The sequence below is a fragment of the Psychrobacter sp. Sarcosine-3u-12 genome, assembly GCF_002836005.1.
Lineage (GTDB): Bacteria > Pseudomonadota > Gammaproteobacteria > Pseudomonadales > Moraxellaceae > Psychrobacter > Psychrobacter okhotskensis.
The window spans coordinates 21,458-40,337 of the sequence record NZ_PJBY01000077.1; the positions used below are offsets into that span (position 1 = coordinate 21,458).

The window sequence follows — 18,880 nt, forward strand, 5'->3', positions numbered from 1 at the left end:
TTTTGAGATCATTTAAAGGATAAAAAATGACTACAAATACAGACAGCATCGATATTATTAATAATCTAGCAAACTTTTCAGCGCAACGTGATGATGACGGTATCGTCATGGTAACTATCGATCAAAGCGATCGAAAAATGAACGTTATTGGCGATGGTTTTACCGACGCTTTTGCCGCTATGACGGACAGTTTTATTAATGATGAGTCTGCTAAAGGCTTGATCCTAACCTCAGCAAAAGACAGCTTCGTTGTGGGCGCTGATATTGATCAACTATCACGTATTGAGACCGCTGAACAAGCGTTTGATTTAGTCGAAGACTTAAAAGGTAGCCTACGTAAACTTGAAACTTCAGGTAAACCTGTAGTTGCCGCTATGACGGGAACGGCTTTAGGCGGCGGACTAGAGCTTGCATTAGCCTGTCACTATCGTATAGCGATTGACTCTCCAAAAACCAAACTTGGTCTACCAGAAGTTAAGTTGGGTCTATTGCCAGGTGGGGGCGGTACTCAACGTCTACCAAGACTTGTCGGCATTCAAAAAGCGCTTGAGTTGATGACGCAAGGAATTGAGCTACGTCCTAAAGCCGCCTTAGATATCGGTCTTATCGATGCTACTGCCTCTGATAATGATGATATGTTAGCGCAAGCGAAAGCGTGGATCGAAGCCAATCCGAAAGCGCAGCAACCTTGGGATAAAAAAGGCTTTAAAATCCCTGGCGGCAATAGTATGCATCCTAAAGTGGTGCAAGTATTCTCTATCGCGCCTGCGATGGCTAATCAAAAGTCGCACGGCAACTATCCAGCGATTACTCATATCATGTCTTGCGTCTTTGAAGGCTGTATCGTCGATATCGACACCGGTCTCGAGCTTGAGTCGCGTTTCTTTGCCGCTTGTGTGCTATCCCCTGAATCTAGAAACATGATTGGCACCCTTTGGACGCAACTGAATAGCATCAAAAAGGGCCAGTCACGCCCTGCTGGTTTTGAGCGCTATAAAACTAAAAAAGTGGGTATTTTAGGTGCGGGCATGATGGGTGCGGGAATCGCTTATGTCAGCGCAAAAGCAGGACTAGATGTGGTACTACTCGATACTGAATTGGCAGGTGCCGAAAAAGGCAAAGGGTATTCTACCAATCTTTTGGATAAAGCGATCACTCGTAAACGCTCTACCGAAGACAAGAAGCAAGCATTACTGGCACGTATTCACCCAACTGTCTCTTATGACGATCTAACAGATTGCGACTTAATCATCGAAGCCGTGTTCGAAAACCGTGAAATCAAAGCCAAGTGTACGCAGCAATCTGAAGCTGTGATTCCAGAATCAGCAGTTTATGCTTCTAACACCTCAACGTTACCTATTACTGGATTGGCTGAGGCGAGTAAACGTCCGCAGCAATTTATTGGTCTCCATTTCTTCTCGCCAGTCGATAAGATGCCTTTGGTGGAAATCATTGTCGGTGAAAAAACTGACGATGAGACTTTAGCCAAAGCTTTTGATTACGTGCTGCAAATTGGTAAGACTCCTATTGTTGTCAATGACAGTCGCGGCTTTTATACCTCACGTGTATTCGGTACCTATGTATCAGAAGGCGTCGCCATGCTAGGTGAAGGTGTGCATCCACGTAGTATCGAAGTTGCTGGCATGAAAACCGGTATGCCTATGCCGCCGCTAGCGCTACAAGATGAGGTGTCATTGAGCTTAGCCTTGCATGTCATCGAGCAGCAGCAAAAGGATATGGAAGCCGAAGGCAAAACGATGGTGATGCCTCCTTCTTATAATATCCTTAGCGCTTTTGTTAAAGAGCACGATCGCGAAGGTAAAAAGAACGGCAAAGGCTTTTATGAGTATCCAGAAAAAGGCGACAAGCACTTATGGTCTGAGCTGGTTAATTTATATCCAACAGCTGCAGATCAGCCTAGCCAAAAAGACTTAGTAGATCGTTTGATGTTCATTCAAGCCAACGAATCCGCTAAGTGTTTTGAAGAAAATGTTGTACGCTCAGTGGCCGATACCAATATTGGCTCTATCTTTGGTTGGGGGTTTGCGCCACATCAAGGTGGTACGTTGCAGTTTATTAATTCTATGGGTGTAGAGCAGTTTGTGGCCCGTAGTCGCGAACTTGCCAAGCAATATGGCGAACGTTTTGAGCCGGCAAATATTCTAGTAGAGATGGCGTCAAGTGGTGAGGTTTTCTCTGATGACTGATTCGATGGCTAATTTAGCTAATGCTATGGATGGCATGAGCGACTGCTTACAAGGATTGCAGGTCATTGATTTGACCCGCAATCTACCAGGACCTTTTGCGACACGTTTGCTTGCTGATTTGGGCGCAGAAATCATAAAAATCGAGCCTAAAGGTGGCGATCCTGCTCGCGCTCTAGGTGGATTGTTCGATGCTTTAAATCATGGAAAAACGATTGAAAAGATAGATTTCCGTAATACTGCAGACATCGAGGCTATTAAGGAGCATCTTAAGAACGCCGATGTCATGCTCGACAGCTTCCGTCCCGGAGTGCTCAAGGGTATGGGTTTAGATGCTCAAACCCTACATGCAATTAATCCTAAGCTGGTCATGATATCGATTACAGGATATGGTTTAGCAGACGACAGCGATGCTAAAGCTGATTCCGAAGTTCAAGTTAAGCATGATTGGGCGGATAAAGCGGGTCACGATATCAACTTTATGGCGATGAGTGGCGTGCTGGATCAGCTGCGTACCGCAAAGGGCGAACAAGCCATGCCTAATATTCAGTTTGCAGATTTGGCTGGGGGTAGTGATACGGCTGTCATTGCCTTACTTGCAGCGGTCTTTGCTGCTCAGCGCACGGGCAAAGGTCGACATGTCGCAGTCAGCATGACGCATAGCTTATACAATCATATGATTATGCCTAAAGCTACGGGGACGCTCGTTAAGAGCTTCTCGGGTCAAAATCCGCCACCACACTATGACTTTTTAGGTGGGTTATTACCATGCTATCGCTTATACAAAACTTCAGATGATCGCTACATGGCGGTGGGTTCGCTTGAGCTGAAATTTTGGCAAGGATTATGTGAGGTTTTAGAGCTGCCGCAGTACAAAGATGCTCATTGGCAGCGCGGAGTTATGCCTAATCTGCCAGCTAGTCAAGAAGCTGCTAAAGCGGTTACTGATAAATTTGCCAGTCAGCCGCTTGATTTTTGGCAACAAGCATTTGAGGCTACAGACGTTTGCGCCACTCCTGTACTGACGTTAGAAGAGGCCAAAGCACATCCACTATTTGCCCATCAGGACGAGCATCACTCAACAATAGGATGGCAAGATATCAAAGAATAATTATCAAAGCTGAATTTTGAAATCATTTATTCTTTAAACTCATTACCAAGGAAGGTAAGTTATGGATAAGTTTTGGACACAGGGTTATCCAAAAGGGGTGAACGCCCAAATAGCCCCGCCGCACAGTACCGTGATTGATATAATCAATGATAAGTTAATAGAATATGCTGATCGAGAGTTCTCTAGCAATATGGGCGTTAGCTACTCTTATGCCCAAATTGACCAGATATCATTAACGATTGCCGCGTGGATTCAGAACTTAGGCTTAGCCAAAGGCTCAGTCATCGGTATTATGATGCCCAATGTTCATCAGTACTTGCCTATTGTTATAGGGATCGTTCGCGCAGGTATGGTGACGACCTTAATCAACCCACTATATAGTCCCCGCGAATTGAGACATCAGTTGATTGATTCTGATGCTGCGGCAATTTTTATCTTAGAGCCTTTCTGCAATACTTTAGAAAAAATAGTCAAAGATACTCCAGTCAAAACTGTTGTCATTAGCAAAATTGGCGACATGCTAGGTACAGCGAAAGGGACACTTGTAAACCTTGCCGCTAACTATGTCAAAAAAGCTATCCCTAGTTATCATTTAAAATCTAACGCTAATTATGAGGTCACTAGCTATAAGTCACTGTTAAAAAACGGCAAAAACTTGCCTTACTCTCGCCCTGCTATAAAACCTGATGACTTATTGATGTTGCAATATACAGGGGGCACTACGGGTGTCGCTAAGGGTATTTTGATTAGCAATAAAAACGTGGTGACGGCGACTTATCAGTTCGTTGAATGGTTTAAACCGGTTTATGCGGACGTTGCTGATAACATCCAGATGAATAGTATTATTGCCCTGCCGCTTTATCATATTTATGCCTTTATCTGCTCGATAGTAGGATTGAGCGTAGGTCAACATCTCACCTTAGTCACCAATCCACGTGATATTCCTGGCTTTATTAAGATTCTAGCTAAACGTCCTTTCCACTTTCTCCCTGGCGTCAATACTTTGTTTCAAGCTTTTGTCAATAATCCCGAATTTAGCAAATTAGATTTTTCAGAATGCAAATTGACCGTGGTTGGCGGTATGGCAGCAACCCCTGAGACAGCAAGGCGCTGGCTTGAAGTCACGGGCTTGCCTATTTTAGAGGGGTGGGGAATGTCTGAGACCCTAGGAGTTGGCACTGCCAATCCATTCGATGGCACCGAGTACACTGGCAATGTCGGCCTGCCACTACCCGGAGTCGATATTAGTATCCGTAATGAAGCAGGGGAAATTATCGAATTAGGTGAAGTGGGTGAGATGTGTATCAAAGGCGATAACGTCATCGCTAGTTATCATAATCTTGACAATGCTGGTTTTTTCACTGCTTCGGTATACATGGATAGCGTTTGTATGACGCCTTGGCTCATCAACAGCACGGCTATAATTACCGCTATCGGCAGCAAAATATAAAGATTACAGCGCCATAAATCTATCCAAGCATTACCCAAGTGCGTGGTTTTTTTAAATACTAGACCGCGCATTAAGGCAAAAGCCACTACGATACCGGTTGCGACTGATAAGAAGTTTTGCAACGACATACCCATCATTTGGGTCAGATAGCTCATGCTACTTTCGCCGCCGTAAGCCTGCCAATTGGTATTAGTGACAAAACTAATGGCGGTATTCATCGCCAAGTCCCATGTGACGCCTGACATATTGGCAGGGTTTAGCGGCAAGTGTCCTTGCACCAACTGCAACACAAATAACCCCAACAATCCAATGAGATTGAATAGCACAATGGCGAGCGCGTACTGTTTCCAATTCATACCAAAAGCAGGGTTGCCCTTGGTATCTTGACCGATCATACCTAGCGTCGTAAAAATACGGGATTCAAGCCGAGAAACAGGGGCTTGCATCCTTTGCAGCAGGTACCCTGATAGAAAATACCCTAAGGTAAATAGAACGATTAAATAAATAACCAGCTGTGAAAGCGCATATATGGTCATTAAAATGCCTCCGGTTTAATCAGTACATATAACAAATAGATGAATAAACCGAGGGCTAGAAACCCTGCAAAAACTTCCATGACACTCTCCAAAAACGCACAATGAACCATGAATAATGAAGATCAGCGATGGTTAGACTGATCTTTTATTACTTTTTTATTGCTTAGTTATTAATAGGAATAGTATGCCGAGAGAGGTATAAAAGTGTTGTCAAGATAACGCGGTGGGGTATAAAGAAAGTATAAAGATGGGTAATATTTTCCCCTACATTATCTTTATAAATACTAAGATAAATAAAAGGACTTAAATCAGGAGCTGAAGTCATGAAAGCAATGACTATCGCCGCCATACTTACCGCAATGACAGTCACTAATATCGCCCGAGCCGAGATCTATAAATGGCAAGATGAGCTATGCGATATGCAGGGTAATTTTGACAATAAAAAATATACCGCCAAGCAAATCAAGAATTCACATTTCGTATTGGAGGGTTTAACGAGGGCAAATCTACAAAGCTTTTTTCCACCGATGAATATTAACGATATAGACAACGTATCGAAGACAGACATAACCAATTTAGATAAAGAGTATGAGTCACTCAAGCGTAAAGTTGAGCCATTAGAAGTCGTACCAGCAGCCCAGACGTATAAGCGTGAGCTACTAAAGTCTATTGAAGGCGAATACGTTCATGATAGATTGAGTATTTTGGCTTATATAGATCCTATACAAGCGATGAGATTGAGCCCGCCGATGTGCAAACAGTATCTTGAACCTTTCTTCAAAAACGAAACTGCCGTACAGCGTAAATGGCGGCAGTTCATTGAACAAAGAATTGAGCAGCAAGCCCTTATGCATAGTGATGGCGGTCAGTCATATCGCAAGTTTGCGACCGAGCGCTATGAGGAAGAAAAAGCCAGCGATCCTGCTAATTATGCCAAAATAAGTTTGTTAACCTTTGGTTTTGGTAACTGCGTCAATAATCAGATTTATCATGCTGACTCTCAAAAAGTCTTTAGTCATTATAATCAACTTAATAAAACCCTCTTTGGCAAAAGTATCAAGAGGGTTTGTGATGAGCCGTAAGCGCTTAACTTAAGCTTAGAAAGTTATAGAACGAAGTAGTAGCGGGTGAGGACTTTACGTATAAAAGCAAAGTTGATTTTATGAATACGATTTAGGATAAGCTCACAGAAAACGAGAGTAGCGCGCTCAAAAGTAGATGACTCGCCCTAACTTTTTATAGTAACTTAACTTTTCGACGAATATAAAATCGATGCTATGTTATTTAACAACCGTGTCGTGGTGCTGCTTGATGATCTTGTAATACGCGTGGCTACAGTATTGACTGCCTCATTCAGAATATGCAAGACAAGTAGCTAACAACCCTATACGTTATAAATTCTTTAATTGCTCAATTAACCAACGGTGTATGCCACTGTCATTGGTACGTGGATGCCATGCGGCTATTACCTTAAAGGTTGGCGGTAAGGCTTCCACAGCAATCTCTTTAACCTTACTGTTTGGCAATAGTCGCGCAGGATAAAACGCAATCATATCGGTGGTGTGTAGAATATCTGGTACCGCTGAAAAGCTAGGGACTGACATAACAATGTTGCGCTTGAGCCCTTTTTCTGCGAACCATTGATCATGGGAGCCACGCAAATTGGCACGCGAAGGGGATACTACTAGCTGCGGGTGTACGGCAATTTGCGCCAGTGTCAATATCTCTGTTGCCAACTCATTTTTATAACCTGTAATACATAAGTGCTGCTCTTCAAGCAAAGTAACATACGATAAGTTATCAGGAATAAACTCTGGAAAAGTAATCAGCAAATCAAGTTCGCCTGCGGCAATCAGCTGATTAATATTGTCCAAGGCGAAGTCGCGCACGATCAATTTTAAATCAGGCGCTTCACGGCGCGTTATATGAAACAATTGCGGCAATAATGCCTGCGTCGCATAGTCGGTCGCGCTAATCGTAAAGACGCCTTTATAGGTTTGCGGCGTAAATACCTCCGGCTCTAATAATACTTCCAACTGCTTTAATATCTCGTCAATAGGTTGTTGCAGCGATAGTGCCTTTGGCGTTGCCACCATGCTATTGCCTTGACGAATAAATAGACGGTCATCAAATAGGTCGCGCAGCTTACGCAACTGCTCGCTAATCGCTTGTTGCGTCAGACCCATTTTGCGCGCGACTTGTGAGAGATTTTTTAGATCAAATAATGCCTGTAGCACTCTGAGCTGCTTGATATCAAGCCGGTTCATACCATCCATAATTAATACCATTAATAATTGTATCTTAAACAAGAAAAGGTTGTTTCTAATTGTACCTATAAAACTCTATGCTGACCAACATTACTTAAGCAGCCATTAAACCTAAAAACAGATTCAGTGGCTCAAAAATAAGCCTATCCGTTTGCTTTAAAAGAGAGTGTTATGAAACAACCTATCCCAAATACCAGTACATTATTTTCGTCTGTAGCGCTTGGCCCTTATACGCTTAAAAACCGTATCGTGATGCCACCGTTGACACGCTCTCGTAGCACGCAACCAGATAATATTGCTAATGACTTAATGGCAAGCTATTATGCACAGCGCGTACAGCGGGCTTTATGGTGACTGAAGGTACGCAGATTGAGCCGAGAGGTCAAGGTTATGCGTGGACGCCAGGTATTCACTCACCAGCCCAAATCGAAGGCTGGAAAAAAGTCACGCAGGCGGTACATGCCAAAGGCAGTATTATTTTCGCTCAGCTTTGGCACGTTGGACGTGTGTCTCATACCAGCTTACAACCAAATCAAGCTCAGCCTATCGCTCCATCTGCTATCACTGCCACTAACGTCAAAGTATTTATTGAAACCGGTCCAGGCGAGGGCGCTTTAGCTGATCCAAGTGAGCCACGCGCACTCAGTACAGAAGAGGTGGGCGAGTTGGTCGCGATGTATGCACAAGCTGCTCGCAACGCATTAAAAGCTGGATTTGACGGGGTAGAGCTGCATTGTGCCAATGGTTATTTAGTGAATCAATTCATCTCTGAGCATAGCAATACACGCGATGATCAGTACGGTGGTTCACTGTCTAATCGTCTGCGTTTTTTACAAGAAGTGGTCGCTGCCGTCAGTGAGGTGGTTGGTGCGGATCGTTTGGGCGTACGTTTTGCGCCTTTATTTGCGAGTACCAACGAGACCCGTGTGTATTTGGGTCTCGTAGAATCAGACCCGCATCATACTTATATCGAAGCCGTTAAAGTACTTGAACAAGCAGGCATTGCTTACCTATCCATTGCAGAGGCTGATTGGGACAATGCGCCTGATTTACCAGAGCCTTTTTATCAAGCGGTCAGAGCTGAGTTTTCAGGACGTATTATTTATGCGGGTAAATACACTGTGCAGAAGTCGGTCGATATACTATCTAAAGGTTATGGGGATTTATTTGCTTTTGGTCGTCCTTTTATTGCTAATCCCGATTTACCTGAGCGCATAGCCAATAATTGGCCACTTAATGAGACAGATCCTGCCACGATGTATGGCGGCACTGAGATTGGCTATAGTGATTATCCGCGCTATAGTCAGTCCTAAATAAAAAAGTATAACTATTATCAGGCGCTACTGGTGTAAATTTTAACGCTGTATTTATTTAATAGTGGAACGACTATATCAAGAATAGTTAAAAAACGAAAATAGTTAATAAAATAAGGCCATTCGTGGCCTTATTTTTACTTATAAACTTAATGGTTTCTGGTGTAATACAATGAATGAGAAAGTTAAAGACAGACTGATACGCATATTAGTAGGATATGTCGGCCTTTATCCGACGCTCTTGATCGTGTTAACGTTACTAAAGCCTGTGACCCATGATTTAAGTCTGCCGGTGGTGGTATTGATTGAAACGATAATACTCGTTCCGTTGACACAGATGGTGTCATTCCCACTGGCAGGCTGGCTCATTGAGCGTTTAAGAAGAAATAAGTAATCGCTATGTATACCGTGATTTTGCCAAATAAGTCTCTATCAGACGACAATATCTTGAATTTGTATTTTATAACTTCATTCAAATACTCATGACAGTTGAAGGTATTGCCCTAGCGACTAAAGCGTCTTGTGTTGTTTGGTTTAATTGATGATACGCCCTAACTAAATAGTACAGCGCATAGACCGACAACCGCCATAACGCGTTGAATAATCAAGCTATCTTGCAGGTAATTGTTTAGATAAGTGGCCACGCCTTTGCCGACAGTATATAGACCTAGCATAGCAACAATCATACCTGTAAAGAAGCCAGCGGTATTGCCGTTTACAGGAACTTCGATTGCATGGGCTGCACCGTGGAACATAGCAAGCGCCCCAAAGCCGATTACTAAAAAGTTATACACGGTTTTGACGGACGTCTCACTGCCTTGATTTAATGCACTGTTAAAGTAGCTGCTCATAAGTGCCATGGTTAGTAATACGATAGACAGTACGATACCGTATTCGATAAACAAGCTGTTCAGGCTCACACTCAAACTCATTGCAAAACCTGCTACTAAACCAATTAACAGTGCTACAAAGCCCTTTTTAAAACTGTGCATTTGAGAAAATAGTAAGCCCATACCTAGCGCTAACATAAGATGGTCTAACCCAGTTAAAGGGTGCAACATACCAGATAATATAGAAGTACTAAATGAGCCATCTGCTAGCAAGTCGTGTCCAGGGTGAGCAAATGCTAGTGTTGGTAGTAATGATAACAATGCTAAGCCACTAGCCGTTGCAGTTTTGCTAGTGACACTTTTACGTGTCATATATTGTGAGGTTTTTATGGTCATGATATATCCTTAATGGGTAAACAAATCGATAGGATCACTGTCTAATAACTTACCTATTAGACGGTGGTTTGTAGAACATCTCTTTATGCCATGGCATGAGACATTATATGTAGTGTCTTACGCCACACTTATCATGCCTTTATCAAGAATAAAGTTAACAATGTCATCAAGCCCTTCGCCTGTTTTCATGTTACTAAAGACTACTGGCTTATCACCGCGCATTTTTTTCGCATCATGTGCCATAACCTCAAGCGATGCGCCTACGAAAGGGGCAAGATCGGTTTTATTAATAATGAGTAAGTCAGATTTCATGATGCCAGGCCCACCTTTACGAGGGATTTTATCGCCTGCAGACACGTCAATGACATATAAGGTCAAGTCTGATAATTCAGGGCTAAAAGTTGCTGCCAAATTATCACCACCAGATTCGATAATAATAAGCTCAAGATCTTTAAATTGATTTTGTAATTCGGCGATAGCAGAGAGGTTAATTGAGGCATCTTCACGGATGGCAGTATGCGGGCAGCCACCCGTTTCGACACCGCGAATGCGCTCGGCTGGCATGGCATTATTGCGGGTTAAAAATTCAGAGTCTTCTTTGGTATAAATATCATTGGTCACCACTGCCATATTGACGTCATCGCGCAGGCGTTGACACAATCTCAGCGTCAATGCCGTTTTTCCTGAACCTACAGGACCGCCAATACCTAGGCGTAGGGGAGACAGTGTCGTGTCTGAATGTTTGCTTTCGACTTTAGGTGTCAGTGCCATAAATAAATTTCCTTAAGAAGGGTTGTGTTGATTAGCGATTAAGAGCGAAATAAACGGCTGTATTGCCTTTCATGCTGACAAGACAGTATCGCTAAATTGGGTAAATTAGCGGACATGTGTAGCTGTTTATAAAGTAGATTTAGCTTTAATATACTTACATTAGGTGTGTTGAGCTCTAACGGCATGTCTTGAACTTGCAAAAAGCTTTGCTTGACGCTGGTAGCCAATGGATATACCTGCGTGCTTAATAACTGCTGTAATTGCCAAATGATTCGCTGTCCTGCCATTTGCCCAAGCGGTACCGTTTTAACCGCCGCCAGCACCATATTTTCTATTTGACCAAAGGCGTAAGTAGTCATAGCTTGTACAGGGTTAAATTGCCAATGTGAGCTGATATGGGCAAATAGTGGCAAAAACCCATGTGCGAGTAAGCTATCAGGCACGTTGAGCTCAAGAACATTGTCTAGCCATGCAGATAAAGACAGTGCCAATTGGCTCGACTCATAAACGAACTCTTTGCTTTCACGGCTGGCGTGGTAATCTGCACCTAAAGCATCAGCCAGCTCTACGTCATCAACCATAAGGGCTTCAATCATGAGCGCCAGTAGTGGTAGCTCATAACGACATAACGCCAGTTCCAAATAATCACTCATAAAATCCATACTACTGCTTTCATCATGAATAAGCCCTGACTCAATAGCCGGTTCTATGCCTTGCGAGTAGGTATAACTGCCAATAGGTAAGTTGCTTGACGCCAACATGAGCAAACGTCCAGTCACATCTGTATTATTCAAGTTGTTTGTACCTTGTGCTGTACTGGTAGTCTGCTGTGAAGGCGTGGCATGATTAGTCATGAGAGTGACCATGCCTGTGTGAATGATCATGACCATGAGAATGCCCGCCATGATTGCCTTTGTATGCACCAGTTTCTGGCTCAAACGGCGCTTGTACGGCTTGGGTACGTAGTCTAAGTTGATTTAACATTGCTTCTAAAACATGGTCAGGCTCAAAATATAGCGCCTTAGGTGTAATCATTAAAGGAACATGACGATTGCCTAAATGGTAAGCGCCCTTCATGAGATCAAAGCTATTATCGGCAGTCACTTCGATTAAGGCTTGCTTGGCAGCCATAATCTGTATTAAGTTGCCTTGATTATCCGCCAGTACACTGCCATTTTTAATGGTTTCCGTACGCGGTAGATCAACACCAACGGCTTCTTGATGTTGAGTTTCTGCTTTAAACCGGCTACGTTGACGAGTATCAAAATCTAGATATAAAAAGTTTTTTGCCTTTTTATGGCTATCAATCAAGGCTTGCTGTACAGCGTTTAGGTCTGATTTATCGAGGCGTTGCGTATAAATTTTCATAAGTATGTCTATAGTCAGTTAAAACCAATAATTTAAGGTTTTATGTTTGATTAGGGGTCATCACTACTAAAATAAAAAGCAGCTAGAATAAAAAATAGCGCTGTGCCATCGGTAGATATTCAGCAGGCTCACAGGTCAACAGTTCACCATCAGCATATACTTCATAAGTCTCGGGATTGACCTCCATTTGAGGACAGTAGCTGTTAAACTTCATGTCTTGTTTGCGTACTTGACGGATGTTGTGTACGGCTTTGATAACTTTTTCTAATCCTAATTGCTTGTCAACGCCCTTGTCTATAGCAGCGCTTGACATAAAGGTAATGCAAGTCTGCGCTACAGTTTTGGGGAAGCTACCAAACATGCTGCGATAGTGCACAGGCTGCGGAGTGGAAATGGAGGCATTGGGGTCGCCCATAGGCGCTGCTGCAATTAAACCCCCTTTAATGATTAGGTCAGGCTTTACTCCAAAAAATGCAGGCGACCATAACACTAAATCTGCCCATTTGCCTATTTCAAGTGACCCCACTTCATCACTAATGCCATGAGTGATTGCGGGATTGATGGTGTATTTTGCGAGGTAACGTTTGATACGAAAATTATCATTGCCGCTATCAGAGTCAGTAGGACTTAGCATGATATGCTCTGAAGATTGCTCGGTTTTAGCTGATTGATCTGGAGCAAGGTGGCCACGTTGGGCTTTCATCTTATCAGCCGTTTGCCACGTGCGAATAATGACTTCTCCCACGCGTCCCATCGCTTGCGAATCACTACTCATCATGGAGATGGCGCCCATATCTTGTAAGATATCTTCAGCGGCAATGGTTTCTTTACGAATGCGGCTTTCTGCAAAAGCCACATCTTCAGCAATGGCTGGGCTTAGATGGTGGCAAACCATGAGCATGTCGAGATGCTCGTCAATGGTATTAATAGTGAAAGGGCGCGTTGGGTTGGTTGATGACGGCAAAACGTTGGTTTCGCCAATAGCTTTTAAGATATCTGGGGCATGACCGCCACCGGCTCCTTCGGTATGGAAGGTATGAATACAGCGATCTTTAAACGCGCCTAGAGTGCTATCCAAATAGCCGCTTTCATTCAACGTATCGGTATGAATAGCCACTTGCACATCATATTCTTCAGCCACACTAAGGCAGTTATCAATGGCTTTGGGCGTGGAGCCCCAGTCTTCATGAAGTTTAAGACCAATAGCGCCTGCTTCAATCTGCTCCACAATAGGCGCAGGCAAACTAACATTGCCTTTACCTAAGAATCCGATATTCATCGCAATAGAATCAGTGGCTTTTAGCATACTATGAATATGATAAGCACCAGGCGTACAAGTAGTGGCTAGAGTACCTTCAGCAGGCCCCGTGCCACCGCCAAGCATCGTAGTCACACCAGACATCAATGCCGTTTCACACTGCTGCGGCGCGATAAAATGAATATGACTATCAATACCGCCAGCAGTCAAGATTTTACCTTCCCCTGCGATAATTTCGGTAGCCGCGCCAATAGGTAACGTCACGTTAGGCTGAATATCAGGGTTGCCAGCTTTACCAATACCACTGATACGACCCTCTTTGATAGCGATATCTGCTTTATAAATACCGCTATAGTCGACAATCAAAGCATTGGTAATAATAGTATCGGCAACTTGCTCACCTATTAGCTGTGACTGACCCATGCCATCGCGAATGACTTTACCGCCGCCAAACTTAACCTCTTCACCGATGCTAACAATATCAGTACTTTGGTCACTATGGTTAGTCAAATCATACTCGACCTCAAGCCATAAATGAGTATCTGCTAAGCGTACTTTGTCCCCTGTAGTAGGGCCAAAGTGCTCAGCATAAATACGTCTATCAATGCGTTTTTGCGAAGTGTCTTTGGTGGCTTTGACTTTGGCTAGTCCCATGACTTTTCCGGCAAAACCATAAATGTGATGTCTACCGGCGATAGCGACTAGCTCCACTTCACGCGTTTGCCCCGGCTCAAAGCGTACCGCAGTGCCAGATAGGATATTGAGTCGATAGCCAAGCGTCGACTCTCGATCAAAGCTCAGTGCCGCGTTTACCTCAAAGAAGTGATAGTGAGAACCGATTTGAATAGGGCGGTCGCCTGTATTGATTACCGCTACCGTTTGAACACAGCGATTAGCATTTAAAGCCATATCGCCTGCTTTAATCTTATATTCGCCTGCTTTCATCGTCATTTTTATTATCCTTAATTGTCTTACGGCAATGGCTTTATTCGCGTTCAATATCGTTTTATACGGTTTTATAGCAAACAAGCTATACGATGGGATTATGTACCGTCACCAGCTTAGTGCCATCGGGGAAAGTGGCTTCAACTTGGACATCCTGTATCATCTCTGCAATGCCTTCCATGACGTCATCGGTAGAGAGATAAGTGGCCCCTTCACTCATCAGCTGCGCCACGGTTTTGCCATCACGCGCACCTTCCATCAGTAACATGCTGATGTAGGCGATAGACTCAGGGTAATTTAGCTTGACGCCACGATTTTTACGACGTTCCGCCACCATACCGGCAGTAAATAGCAGGAGTTTATCTTTTTCGGTAGGGTTTAATTGCATAAAGCTTCCTCGATAATTATTTTACTTTAAAGGTTATTAACCGTTTTTAACCTTTATAAAGCAAATATTTTAAATAAAGTTATTTCGGTTTGACCAAGCGTAGTTTAAGGATGAGATTAAGTGGAAGCACATAATATTAGGTGTCCCAAATTCTCGGTCGATGAGGCTCAAGCGTGTACCATTTAGACCTGATAAGCTCGCGGACTTGGTAAAAAGATTCAAAGCAGGCGCGCACATCTGACCCCAAATAACGGCAATTAATACCTTGATAATTATGAGTACAGTGAATGGGTAGTGACTGCTGATCGATAAGATGGCGTATCTCGGTAATAGTGGTATCTAAATACTGACCAAGCTTGAGCGGATTATTCTGCAGCTCAGGCGCAATAATCTCTGTGCTAGGTATTGCCCAAAAAGAGCCATGAACATGATGATTGTTTAACCCAAGCGGTGAGGTAAACCAGCGCGTATTGGCTTGCTGGGAGGTGCACTCACTGACCAATAAATTGCCATCACGCCATATCTCTAAGCGGTTGGCATAATAACCATTAGCAAAAGTTTCTTGATACGCTTGCCGTCCGAACACCGCAATATCCCAAGTCAGCAAGCTTGCCGTCTTAGCTAAATAAAAGCGATTGTTGGCATTAGAGACGGAATGATCATAATAAATGCTTTCTTGGGGTAGCCATTCAAGAATAGCGTGGTCATCAAGGCGCGCGTCGATATGTTGTTCTGCGCTGACGGTATCGTTGAAAGTGTTGCTAATAGTATGAGAGCAGGAGCTATCATAAAGGGCATGGTCGGAGACGTTGTTTTTTGCTGATGAAGTACCGTTGGTAAATTTTGCGTTGGGTCTAGAGGATCGCAATGACTTGCGTTGTCCGTACCATTTGCCGGCTCCAGGGGTGGTAATCACCGCGTGACTATTAGAGTGTAGATTAAATGCTAACGTTAAGCGGTCATTATCGGCAATACCAGCAGGAGGATACAACACATAAATATGGCAAATCCCTGTTTGACTGTCAGGCTCAGGATAAAGCGCGCGCTGCACCATTAGCGCACCAGTATGGGCACGATGACACAGCCGAGTTTTAGTCTTATCCGCTAAATGGTCGAAATGGAGCTGTAGCGAGGATTGCCAAGTCAAAATATAATATCCTTAAAACTATGCTGTATGTTGTTAAACCCAATTTTGACTATAAGTTTAACTATCACAGCTAGTAAAAATATAGCATGTATTACCTTCTCGAAGCTTTATTTAATACGTAGAATCTAGTAGCTGCTCATTAGATTGCCACCAATTCTTGGATATTATTTTCTGCCATATCACATCCCGCTCCATGAGCAACGACTTGCCCTCGAGAAAGCACAGTATAGTTATCGGCAAGCTCTTCAGCAAAATCATAAAATTGCTCGACCAAAATGATGGCCATATCGCCTTTATCAGCAAGACTACGAATGACTCTACCGATGTCTTTAATAATTGACGGCTGAATGCCTTCGGTAGGCTCATCAAGTACCAGCACTTGAGGCTCAGAGGCCAGCGCACGCGCAATAGCTAACTGCTGCTGTTGACCGCCTGATAGATCGCCGCCGCGACGATGTTTCATCTCGTCCAGCACTGGAAATATATCATATAAGTGTTTGGGTACTTTACTTGCTTTTCGTTGAGAGAATTTAGCCATGCCAATTAGAATATTTTCTTCAACGGTCAAGGTGGAAAAGATATCACGGCCTTGCGGTACATAAGCGAGTCCTGCGCGTACACGCTGTTCAGGCGTCATCTTACTAATATCCTTACCGTTTAATAAAATTTCACCTGATTTGATGGGTAGGATACCCATCAAGCATTTAAGCAAAGTGGTTTTACCGACGCCATTACGACCCAGTACCACGCTACATTCTCCTACCGGGGCGGCGAGGGTGACATCACGTAAGATGTGACTGCCACCGTAATATTGATTTATGGCATTGACTTCTAACATATAAATACCTTTATTCTTTTTTAAGTCAAGTTTAAGAGCTACTATTTATTATCGACCTGAATGTATCATCGACCTAAATAGGTCTCGATAACGGCCTCATTGTTCTGTACTTCACTCAATGTCCCTTCAGCCAAAATAGCGCCATTTGCCAAAACTGTCACTTTCTCACTGATGGCATCAATAAAGGTCATATCATGTTCAACCACGATTAAGGTATGATTCTTTTTAAGGCGCAAACATAACTCAGCGGTATGTTCAGTTTCGGCATCGGTCATGCCTGCCACAGGCTCATCAAGTAAGATAAGCTTTGGTCTTTGCATCAGTAACATTCCAATCTCTAACCACTGCTTTTGACCATGAGATAACAGTCCGGCTGGCTTGTTGATCAGGTCTTTTAAGCGAATCTGCTGTAGCGTTGAGTCAAGTGTGTTTTTTGTGTCAGCATCAATTTTAGTAAACCAGCTTTTTGATACCCGCTTATCTTTGGGGGCCGCTAGCATTAAGTTATCAAGGACGGTAAAGTTTTCAAATACCGTTGGTTTTTGAAACTTACGACCAATGCCTGCTTCGGCAATCTCTTCGGTAGACAGCTTGGCCAAATTATGTACTTGACCAAAAAACGCGCTACCTTTGGTCGGACGCGTTTTACCAGTGATAACATCCATTAAAGTGGTCTTGCCTGCGCCATTAGGACCGATGATGCAGCGTAGCTCGCCCGTCTCAATGTATAAAGATAGATCATTGAGTGCCCGGAACGAGTCAAACCAGACGCTGACGTCTTCCAAATACAGCGCAATACCATGTCTCATATCTGGCCCTGATTTGGGAACAGGTTGTGCTAAGCCAGCACTATCTCCATAATCTTCAGCCAAAGTAGTGACTGGTCGGGTAGGTGTGGTTTCTGCAGTCGCTATGCTGTTAGCAGACTTAAGGTTCCTAGCTGGGGTATTGATATTATGGTCAGTTTTATTAGGTACTTTTGACATTATTCTTTTTCCTTCTTAAAACGATCGAGTACGCCAATAATGCCGTTAGGTAGAAATAAAGTAACCACCACGAATAATCCACCTAGGATAAGCAACCAAAACTCAGGGTAGGCCACCGTAAAGTAAGTTTTAATAACATTCACGGCACCTGCGCCTACGATAGCACCGATGAGTGACCCCCTCCCTCCAGCAGCCACCCATACTGCCATCTCGATAGAGTTGACTGGGTTCATCTCGCCTGGGTTAATGATGCCAACTTGCGGTACATATAGAGCACCAGCGATACCAGCAATGACTGCAGACAATACCCAAGCCGAAAGCTTGTACCAAAGCGTGCGATAGCCTAAATACTGCAAGCGATTTTCACTATCACGAATGGCACCGAGCACGCGCCCGTAAGGCTGACTCATCAGATAGCGTAGGCCAAGATATGACACTAGCAGCGCCAAAGCAGTCGTAAAGCACAGCACAGCTCTCGTTGAAGCAGCAGTGATGTCATAGCCTAATAGCGTGGTAAAACCTGTGAAGCCATTGTTACCACCGAAGCCTGTCTCATTACGGAAGAATAATAAGGCGGCAGCGTAGGTCATGGCTTGAGTGATAATCGAAAAATAAACACCTTTGATTTTTGAGCGAAAAGCAAAATAACCAAAGATAAAAGCAACCAAACCGGGAACTAACACCACTAGAGCCATCGCCCACCAAAAGTGTTGAGTGCCTGCCCAATACCACGGCAATTCGGTCCAACTTAAGAAGCGCATAAAGTCTGGGATACCAGCGCCAGCCGTTTCACGCGTCAAGTACATACCAAAGGCATAACCGCCCAAAGCAAAATAAAGACCATGTCCTAAGCTTAGAATGCCAGCGTAGCCCCAGACGAGATCTAGCGCCAGTGCTACCATAGCCAGTGCCATTATTTTACCGATGAGCGTTATCCAGTAAGCAGACAAATGAAAACTAGAGGTTTCAGGTAGTAGATGGAGCCAAGGCAATATCAGTAACACCAAAAAACATAAACCAATCAAAATGGCATTACGTGGGGAATCAGATAATAATTGAGTCAAACGCATTA

18 protein-coding genes and 1 pseudogene are annotated in these 18,880 nt (G+C 43.6%); 6 read left to right on the forward strand and 13 right to left on the reverse strand.

The annotated features are described in order from the left end of the window. The first annotated feature begins 26 nt into the window (after positions 1-26). From CXF65_RS03505 to CXF65_RS03515, 3 genes are all read left to right on the forward strand, one after another. Complete coding sequence (locus CXF65_RS03505) at positions 27-2,207, forward strand: 3-hydroxyacyl-CoA dehydrogenase NAD-binding domain-containing protein (protein WP_101211052.1); 2,181 nt, start codon at positions 27-29, stop codon at positions 2,205-2,207. Further along, positions 2,200-3,315, forward strand: coding sequence for a CaiB/BaiF CoA transferase family protein (locus CXF65_RS03510; RefSeq protein ID WP_227523192.1), 1,116 nt, complete (start codon positions 2,200-2,202; stop codon positions 3,313-3,315). Before CXF65_RS03505 ends, CXF65_RS03510 begins: the two co-directional genes overlap by 8 nt. Before the next feature lie 61 nt (positions 3,316-3,376). Beyond that, a complete protein-coding gene (locus CXF65_RS03515) occupies positions 3,377-4,765 on the forward strand; it encodes an AMP-binding protein (RefSeq protein WP_101211053.1) in 1,389 nt (462 codons plus the stop codon). Here the strand turns inward: CXF65_RS03515 and CXF65_RS03520 are convergent. After that, a complete protein-coding gene (locus CXF65_RS03520) occupies positions 4,648-5,301 on the reverse strand; it encodes a potassium-transporting ATPase subunit KdpA (RefSeq protein WP_264754723.1) in 654 nt (217 codons plus the stop codon). The two genes, CXF65_RS03515 and CXF65_RS03520, sit on opposite strands and share 118 nt — an antisense overlap. Next, the gene (gene kdpF, locus CXF65_RS15255; protein WP_084212332.1) at positions 5,301-5,411 is read right to left on the reverse strand and encodes a K(+)-transporting ATPase subunit F; all 111 of its coding nucleotides are present in this window, start codon (positions 5,409-5,411) and stop codon (positions 5,301-5,303) included. Before kdpF ends, CXF65_RS03520 begins: the two co-directional genes overlap by 1 nt. A 213-nt stretch (positions 5,412-5,624) precedes the next feature. On the opposite strand from kdpF, the gene CXF65_RS03530 reads away from it, so the two are divergent. Then, positions 5,625-6,383: a hypothetical protein gene (locus CXF65_RS03530; RefSeq protein WP_025652882.1), complete on the forward strand. Its 759-nt coding sequence runs from the start codon at positions 5,625-5,627 to the stop codon at positions 6,381-6,383. Positions 6,384-6,692: 309 nt separating this feature from the next. On the opposite strand, the gene CXF65_RS03535 is transcribed toward CXF65_RS03530, so the two are convergent. Then, positions 6,693-7,577 (reverse strand): LysR family transcriptional regulator, encoded by an 885-nt coding sequence (locus CXF65_RS03535; protein ID WP_101211054.1) that lies wholly within the window; start codon positions 7,575-7,577, stop codon positions 6,693-6,695. Positions 7,578-7,739: 162 nt separating this feature from the next. Between CXF65_RS03535 and CXF65_RS03540 the strand changes: the two are divergent. After that, positions 7,740-8,881, forward strand: a pseudogene (locus CXF65_RS03540) (alkene reductase). A gap of 172 nt (positions 8,882-9,053) precedes the next feature. Then, complete coding sequence (locus CXF65_RS03545; protein ID WP_101211055.1) at positions 9,054-9,275, forward strand: hypothetical protein; 222 nt, start codon at positions 9,054-9,056, stop codon at positions 9,273-9,275. A gap of 157 nt (positions 9,276-9,432) precedes the next feature. Here CXF65_RS03545 and CXF65_RS03550 read toward each other — a convergent pair whose 3' ends face one another. The 10 genes from CXF65_RS03550 to urtC all read right to left on the reverse strand — a co-directional run bounded on the left by CXF65_RS03550 (position 9,433) and on the right by urtC (position 18,878). Then, on the reverse strand, positions 9,433-10,107 hold the full coding sequence (locus CXF65_RS03550) for a HupE/UreJ family protein (RefSeq protein ID WP_101211056.1): 675 nt from the start codon (positions 10,105-10,107) through the stop codon (positions 9,433-9,435). 117 nt (positions 10,108-10,224) lie between these two features. Next, positions 10,225-10,878: an urease accessory protein UreG gene (ureG, locus tag CXF65_RS03555; protein ID WP_101211057.1), complete on the reverse strand. Its 654-nt coding sequence runs from the start codon at positions 10,876-10,878 to the stop codon at positions 10,225-10,227. A 38-nt stretch (positions 10,879-10,916) separates the two neighbouring features. Further along, on the reverse strand, positions 10,917-11,732 hold the full coding sequence (locus tag CXF65_RS03560; RefSeq protein WP_101211058.1) for an urease accessory protein UreF: 816 nt from the start codon (positions 11,730-11,732) through the stop codon (positions 10,917-10,919). Further along, complete coding sequence (gene ureE / locus CXF65_RS03565) at positions 11,725-12,246, reverse strand: urease accessory protein UreE (protein WP_101211059.1); 522 nt, start codon at positions 12,244-12,246, stop codon at positions 11,725-11,727. Before ureE ends, CXF65_RS03560 begins: the two co-directional genes overlap by 8 nt. A gap of 82 nt (positions 12,247-12,328) precedes the next feature. After that, positions 12,329-14,455 carry an urease subunit alpha gene (gene ureC / locus CXF65_RS03570; protein ID WP_101211060.1) on the reverse strand — a complete coding sequence of 709 codons (2,127 nt, stop codon included), beginning with the start codon at positions 14,453-14,455 and terminating at the stop codon, positions 12,329-12,331. A 79-nt stretch (positions 14,456-14,534) separates the two neighbouring features. Continuing rightward, on the reverse strand, positions 14,535-14,837 hold the full coding sequence (ureA, locus tag CXF65_RS03575; protein WP_025652874.1) for an urease subunit gamma: 303 nt from the start codon (positions 14,835-14,837) through the stop codon (positions 14,535-14,537). A 136-nt stretch (positions 14,838-14,973) separates the two neighbouring features. Beyond that, positions 14,974-15,984 (reverse strand): urease accessory protein UreD, encoded by a 1,011-nt coding sequence (locus CXF65_RS03580; RefSeq protein ID WP_101211061.1) that lies wholly within the window; start codon positions 15,982-15,984, stop codon positions 14,974-14,976. A gap of 139 nt (positions 15,985-16,123) precedes the next feature. Beyond that, a complete protein-coding gene (gene urtE / locus CXF65_RS03585; protein ID WP_101211062.1) occupies positions 16,124-16,822 on the reverse strand; it encodes an urea ABC transporter ATP-binding subunit UrtE in 699 nt (232 codons plus the stop codon). Positions 16,823-16,887: 65 nt separating this feature from the next. After that, entirely contained in the window at positions 16,888-17,808 is a 921-nt protein-coding gene (gene urtD / locus CXF65_RS03590) for an urea ABC transporter ATP-binding protein UrtD (RefSeq protein WP_101211063.1), read from the reverse strand. Next, entirely contained in the window at positions 17,808-18,878 is a 1,071-nt protein-coding gene (urtC, locus tag CXF65_RS03595; protein ID WP_025652870.1) for an urea ABC transporter permease subunit UrtC, read from the reverse strand. Before urtC ends, urtD begins: the two co-directional genes overlap by 1 nt. Positions 18,879-18,880: the final 2 nt, after the last annotated feature.

What these genes read in the sequence shown, in the direction of transcription:
- CXF65_RS03505 (WP_101211052.1), top strand. Translation starts at nt 27, where the DNA reads ATGACTACAAATACAGACAGCATCGATATTATTAATAATCTAGCAAAC.
- CXF65_RS03510 (WP_227523192.1), top strand. Translation starts at nt 2,200, where the DNA reads ATGACTGATTCGATGGCTAATTTAGCTAATGCTATGGATGGCATGAGC.
- CXF65_RS03515 (WP_101211053.1), top strand. Translation starts at nt 3,377, where the DNA reads ATGGATAAGTTTTGGACACAGGGTTATCCAAAAGGGGTGAACGCCCAA.
- CXF65_RS03520 (WP_264754723.1), bottom strand. Translation starts at nt 5,301, where the DNA reads ATGACCATATATGCGCTTTCACAGCTGGTTATTTATTTAATCGTTCTA.
- kdpF (WP_084212332.1), bottom strand. Translation starts at nt 5,411, where the DNA reads ATGGTTCATTGTGCGTTTTTGGAGAGTGTCATGGAAGTTTTTGCAGGG.
- CXF65_RS03530 (WP_025652882.1), top strand. Translation starts at nt 5,625, where the DNA reads ATGAAAGCAATGACTATCGCCGCCATACTTACCGCAATGACAGTCACT.
- CXF65_RS03535 (WP_101211054.1), bottom strand. Translation starts at nt 7,577, where the DNA reads ATGGATGGTATGAACCGGCTTGATATCAAGCAGCTCAGAGTGCTACAG.
- CXF65_RS03545 (WP_101211055.1), top strand. Translation starts at nt 9,054, where the DNA reads ATGAATGAGAAAGTTAAAGACAGACTGATACGCATATTAGTAGGATAT.
- CXF65_RS03550 (WP_101211056.1), bottom strand. Translation starts at nt 10,107, where the DNA reads ATGACCATAAAAACCTCACAATATATGACACGTAAAAGTGTCACTAGC.
- ureG (WP_101211057.1), bottom strand. Translation starts at nt 10,878, where the DNA reads ATGGCACTGACACCTAAAGTCGAAAGCAAACATTCAGACACGACACTG.
- CXF65_RS03560 (WP_101211058.1), bottom strand. Translation starts at nt 11,732, where the DNA reads ATGACTAATCATGCCACGCCTTCACAGCAGACTACCAGTACAGCACAA.
- ureE (WP_101211059.1), bottom strand. Translation starts at nt 12,246, where the DNA reads ATGAAAATTTATACGCAACGCCTCGATAAATCAGACCTAAACGCTGTA.
- ureC (WP_101211060.1), bottom strand. Translation starts at nt 14,455, where the DNA reads ATGACGATGAAAGCAGGCGAATATAAGATTAAAGCAGGCGATATGGCT.
- ureA (WP_025652874.1), bottom strand. Translation starts at nt 14,837, where the DNA reads ATGCAATTAAACCCTACCGAAAAAGATAAACTCCTGCTATTTACTGCC.
- urtE (WP_101211062.1), bottom strand. Translation starts at nt 16,822, where the DNA reads ATGTTAGAAGTCAATGCCATAAATCAATATTACGGTGGCAGTCACATC.
- urtD (WP_101211063.1), bottom strand. Translation starts at nt 17,808, where the DNA reads ATGTCAAAAGTACCTAATAAAACTGACCATAATATCAATACCCCAGCT.
- urtC (WP_025652870.1), bottom strand. Translation starts at nt 18,878, where the DNA reads ATGCGTTTGACTCAATTATTATCTGATTCCCCACGTAATGCCATTTTG.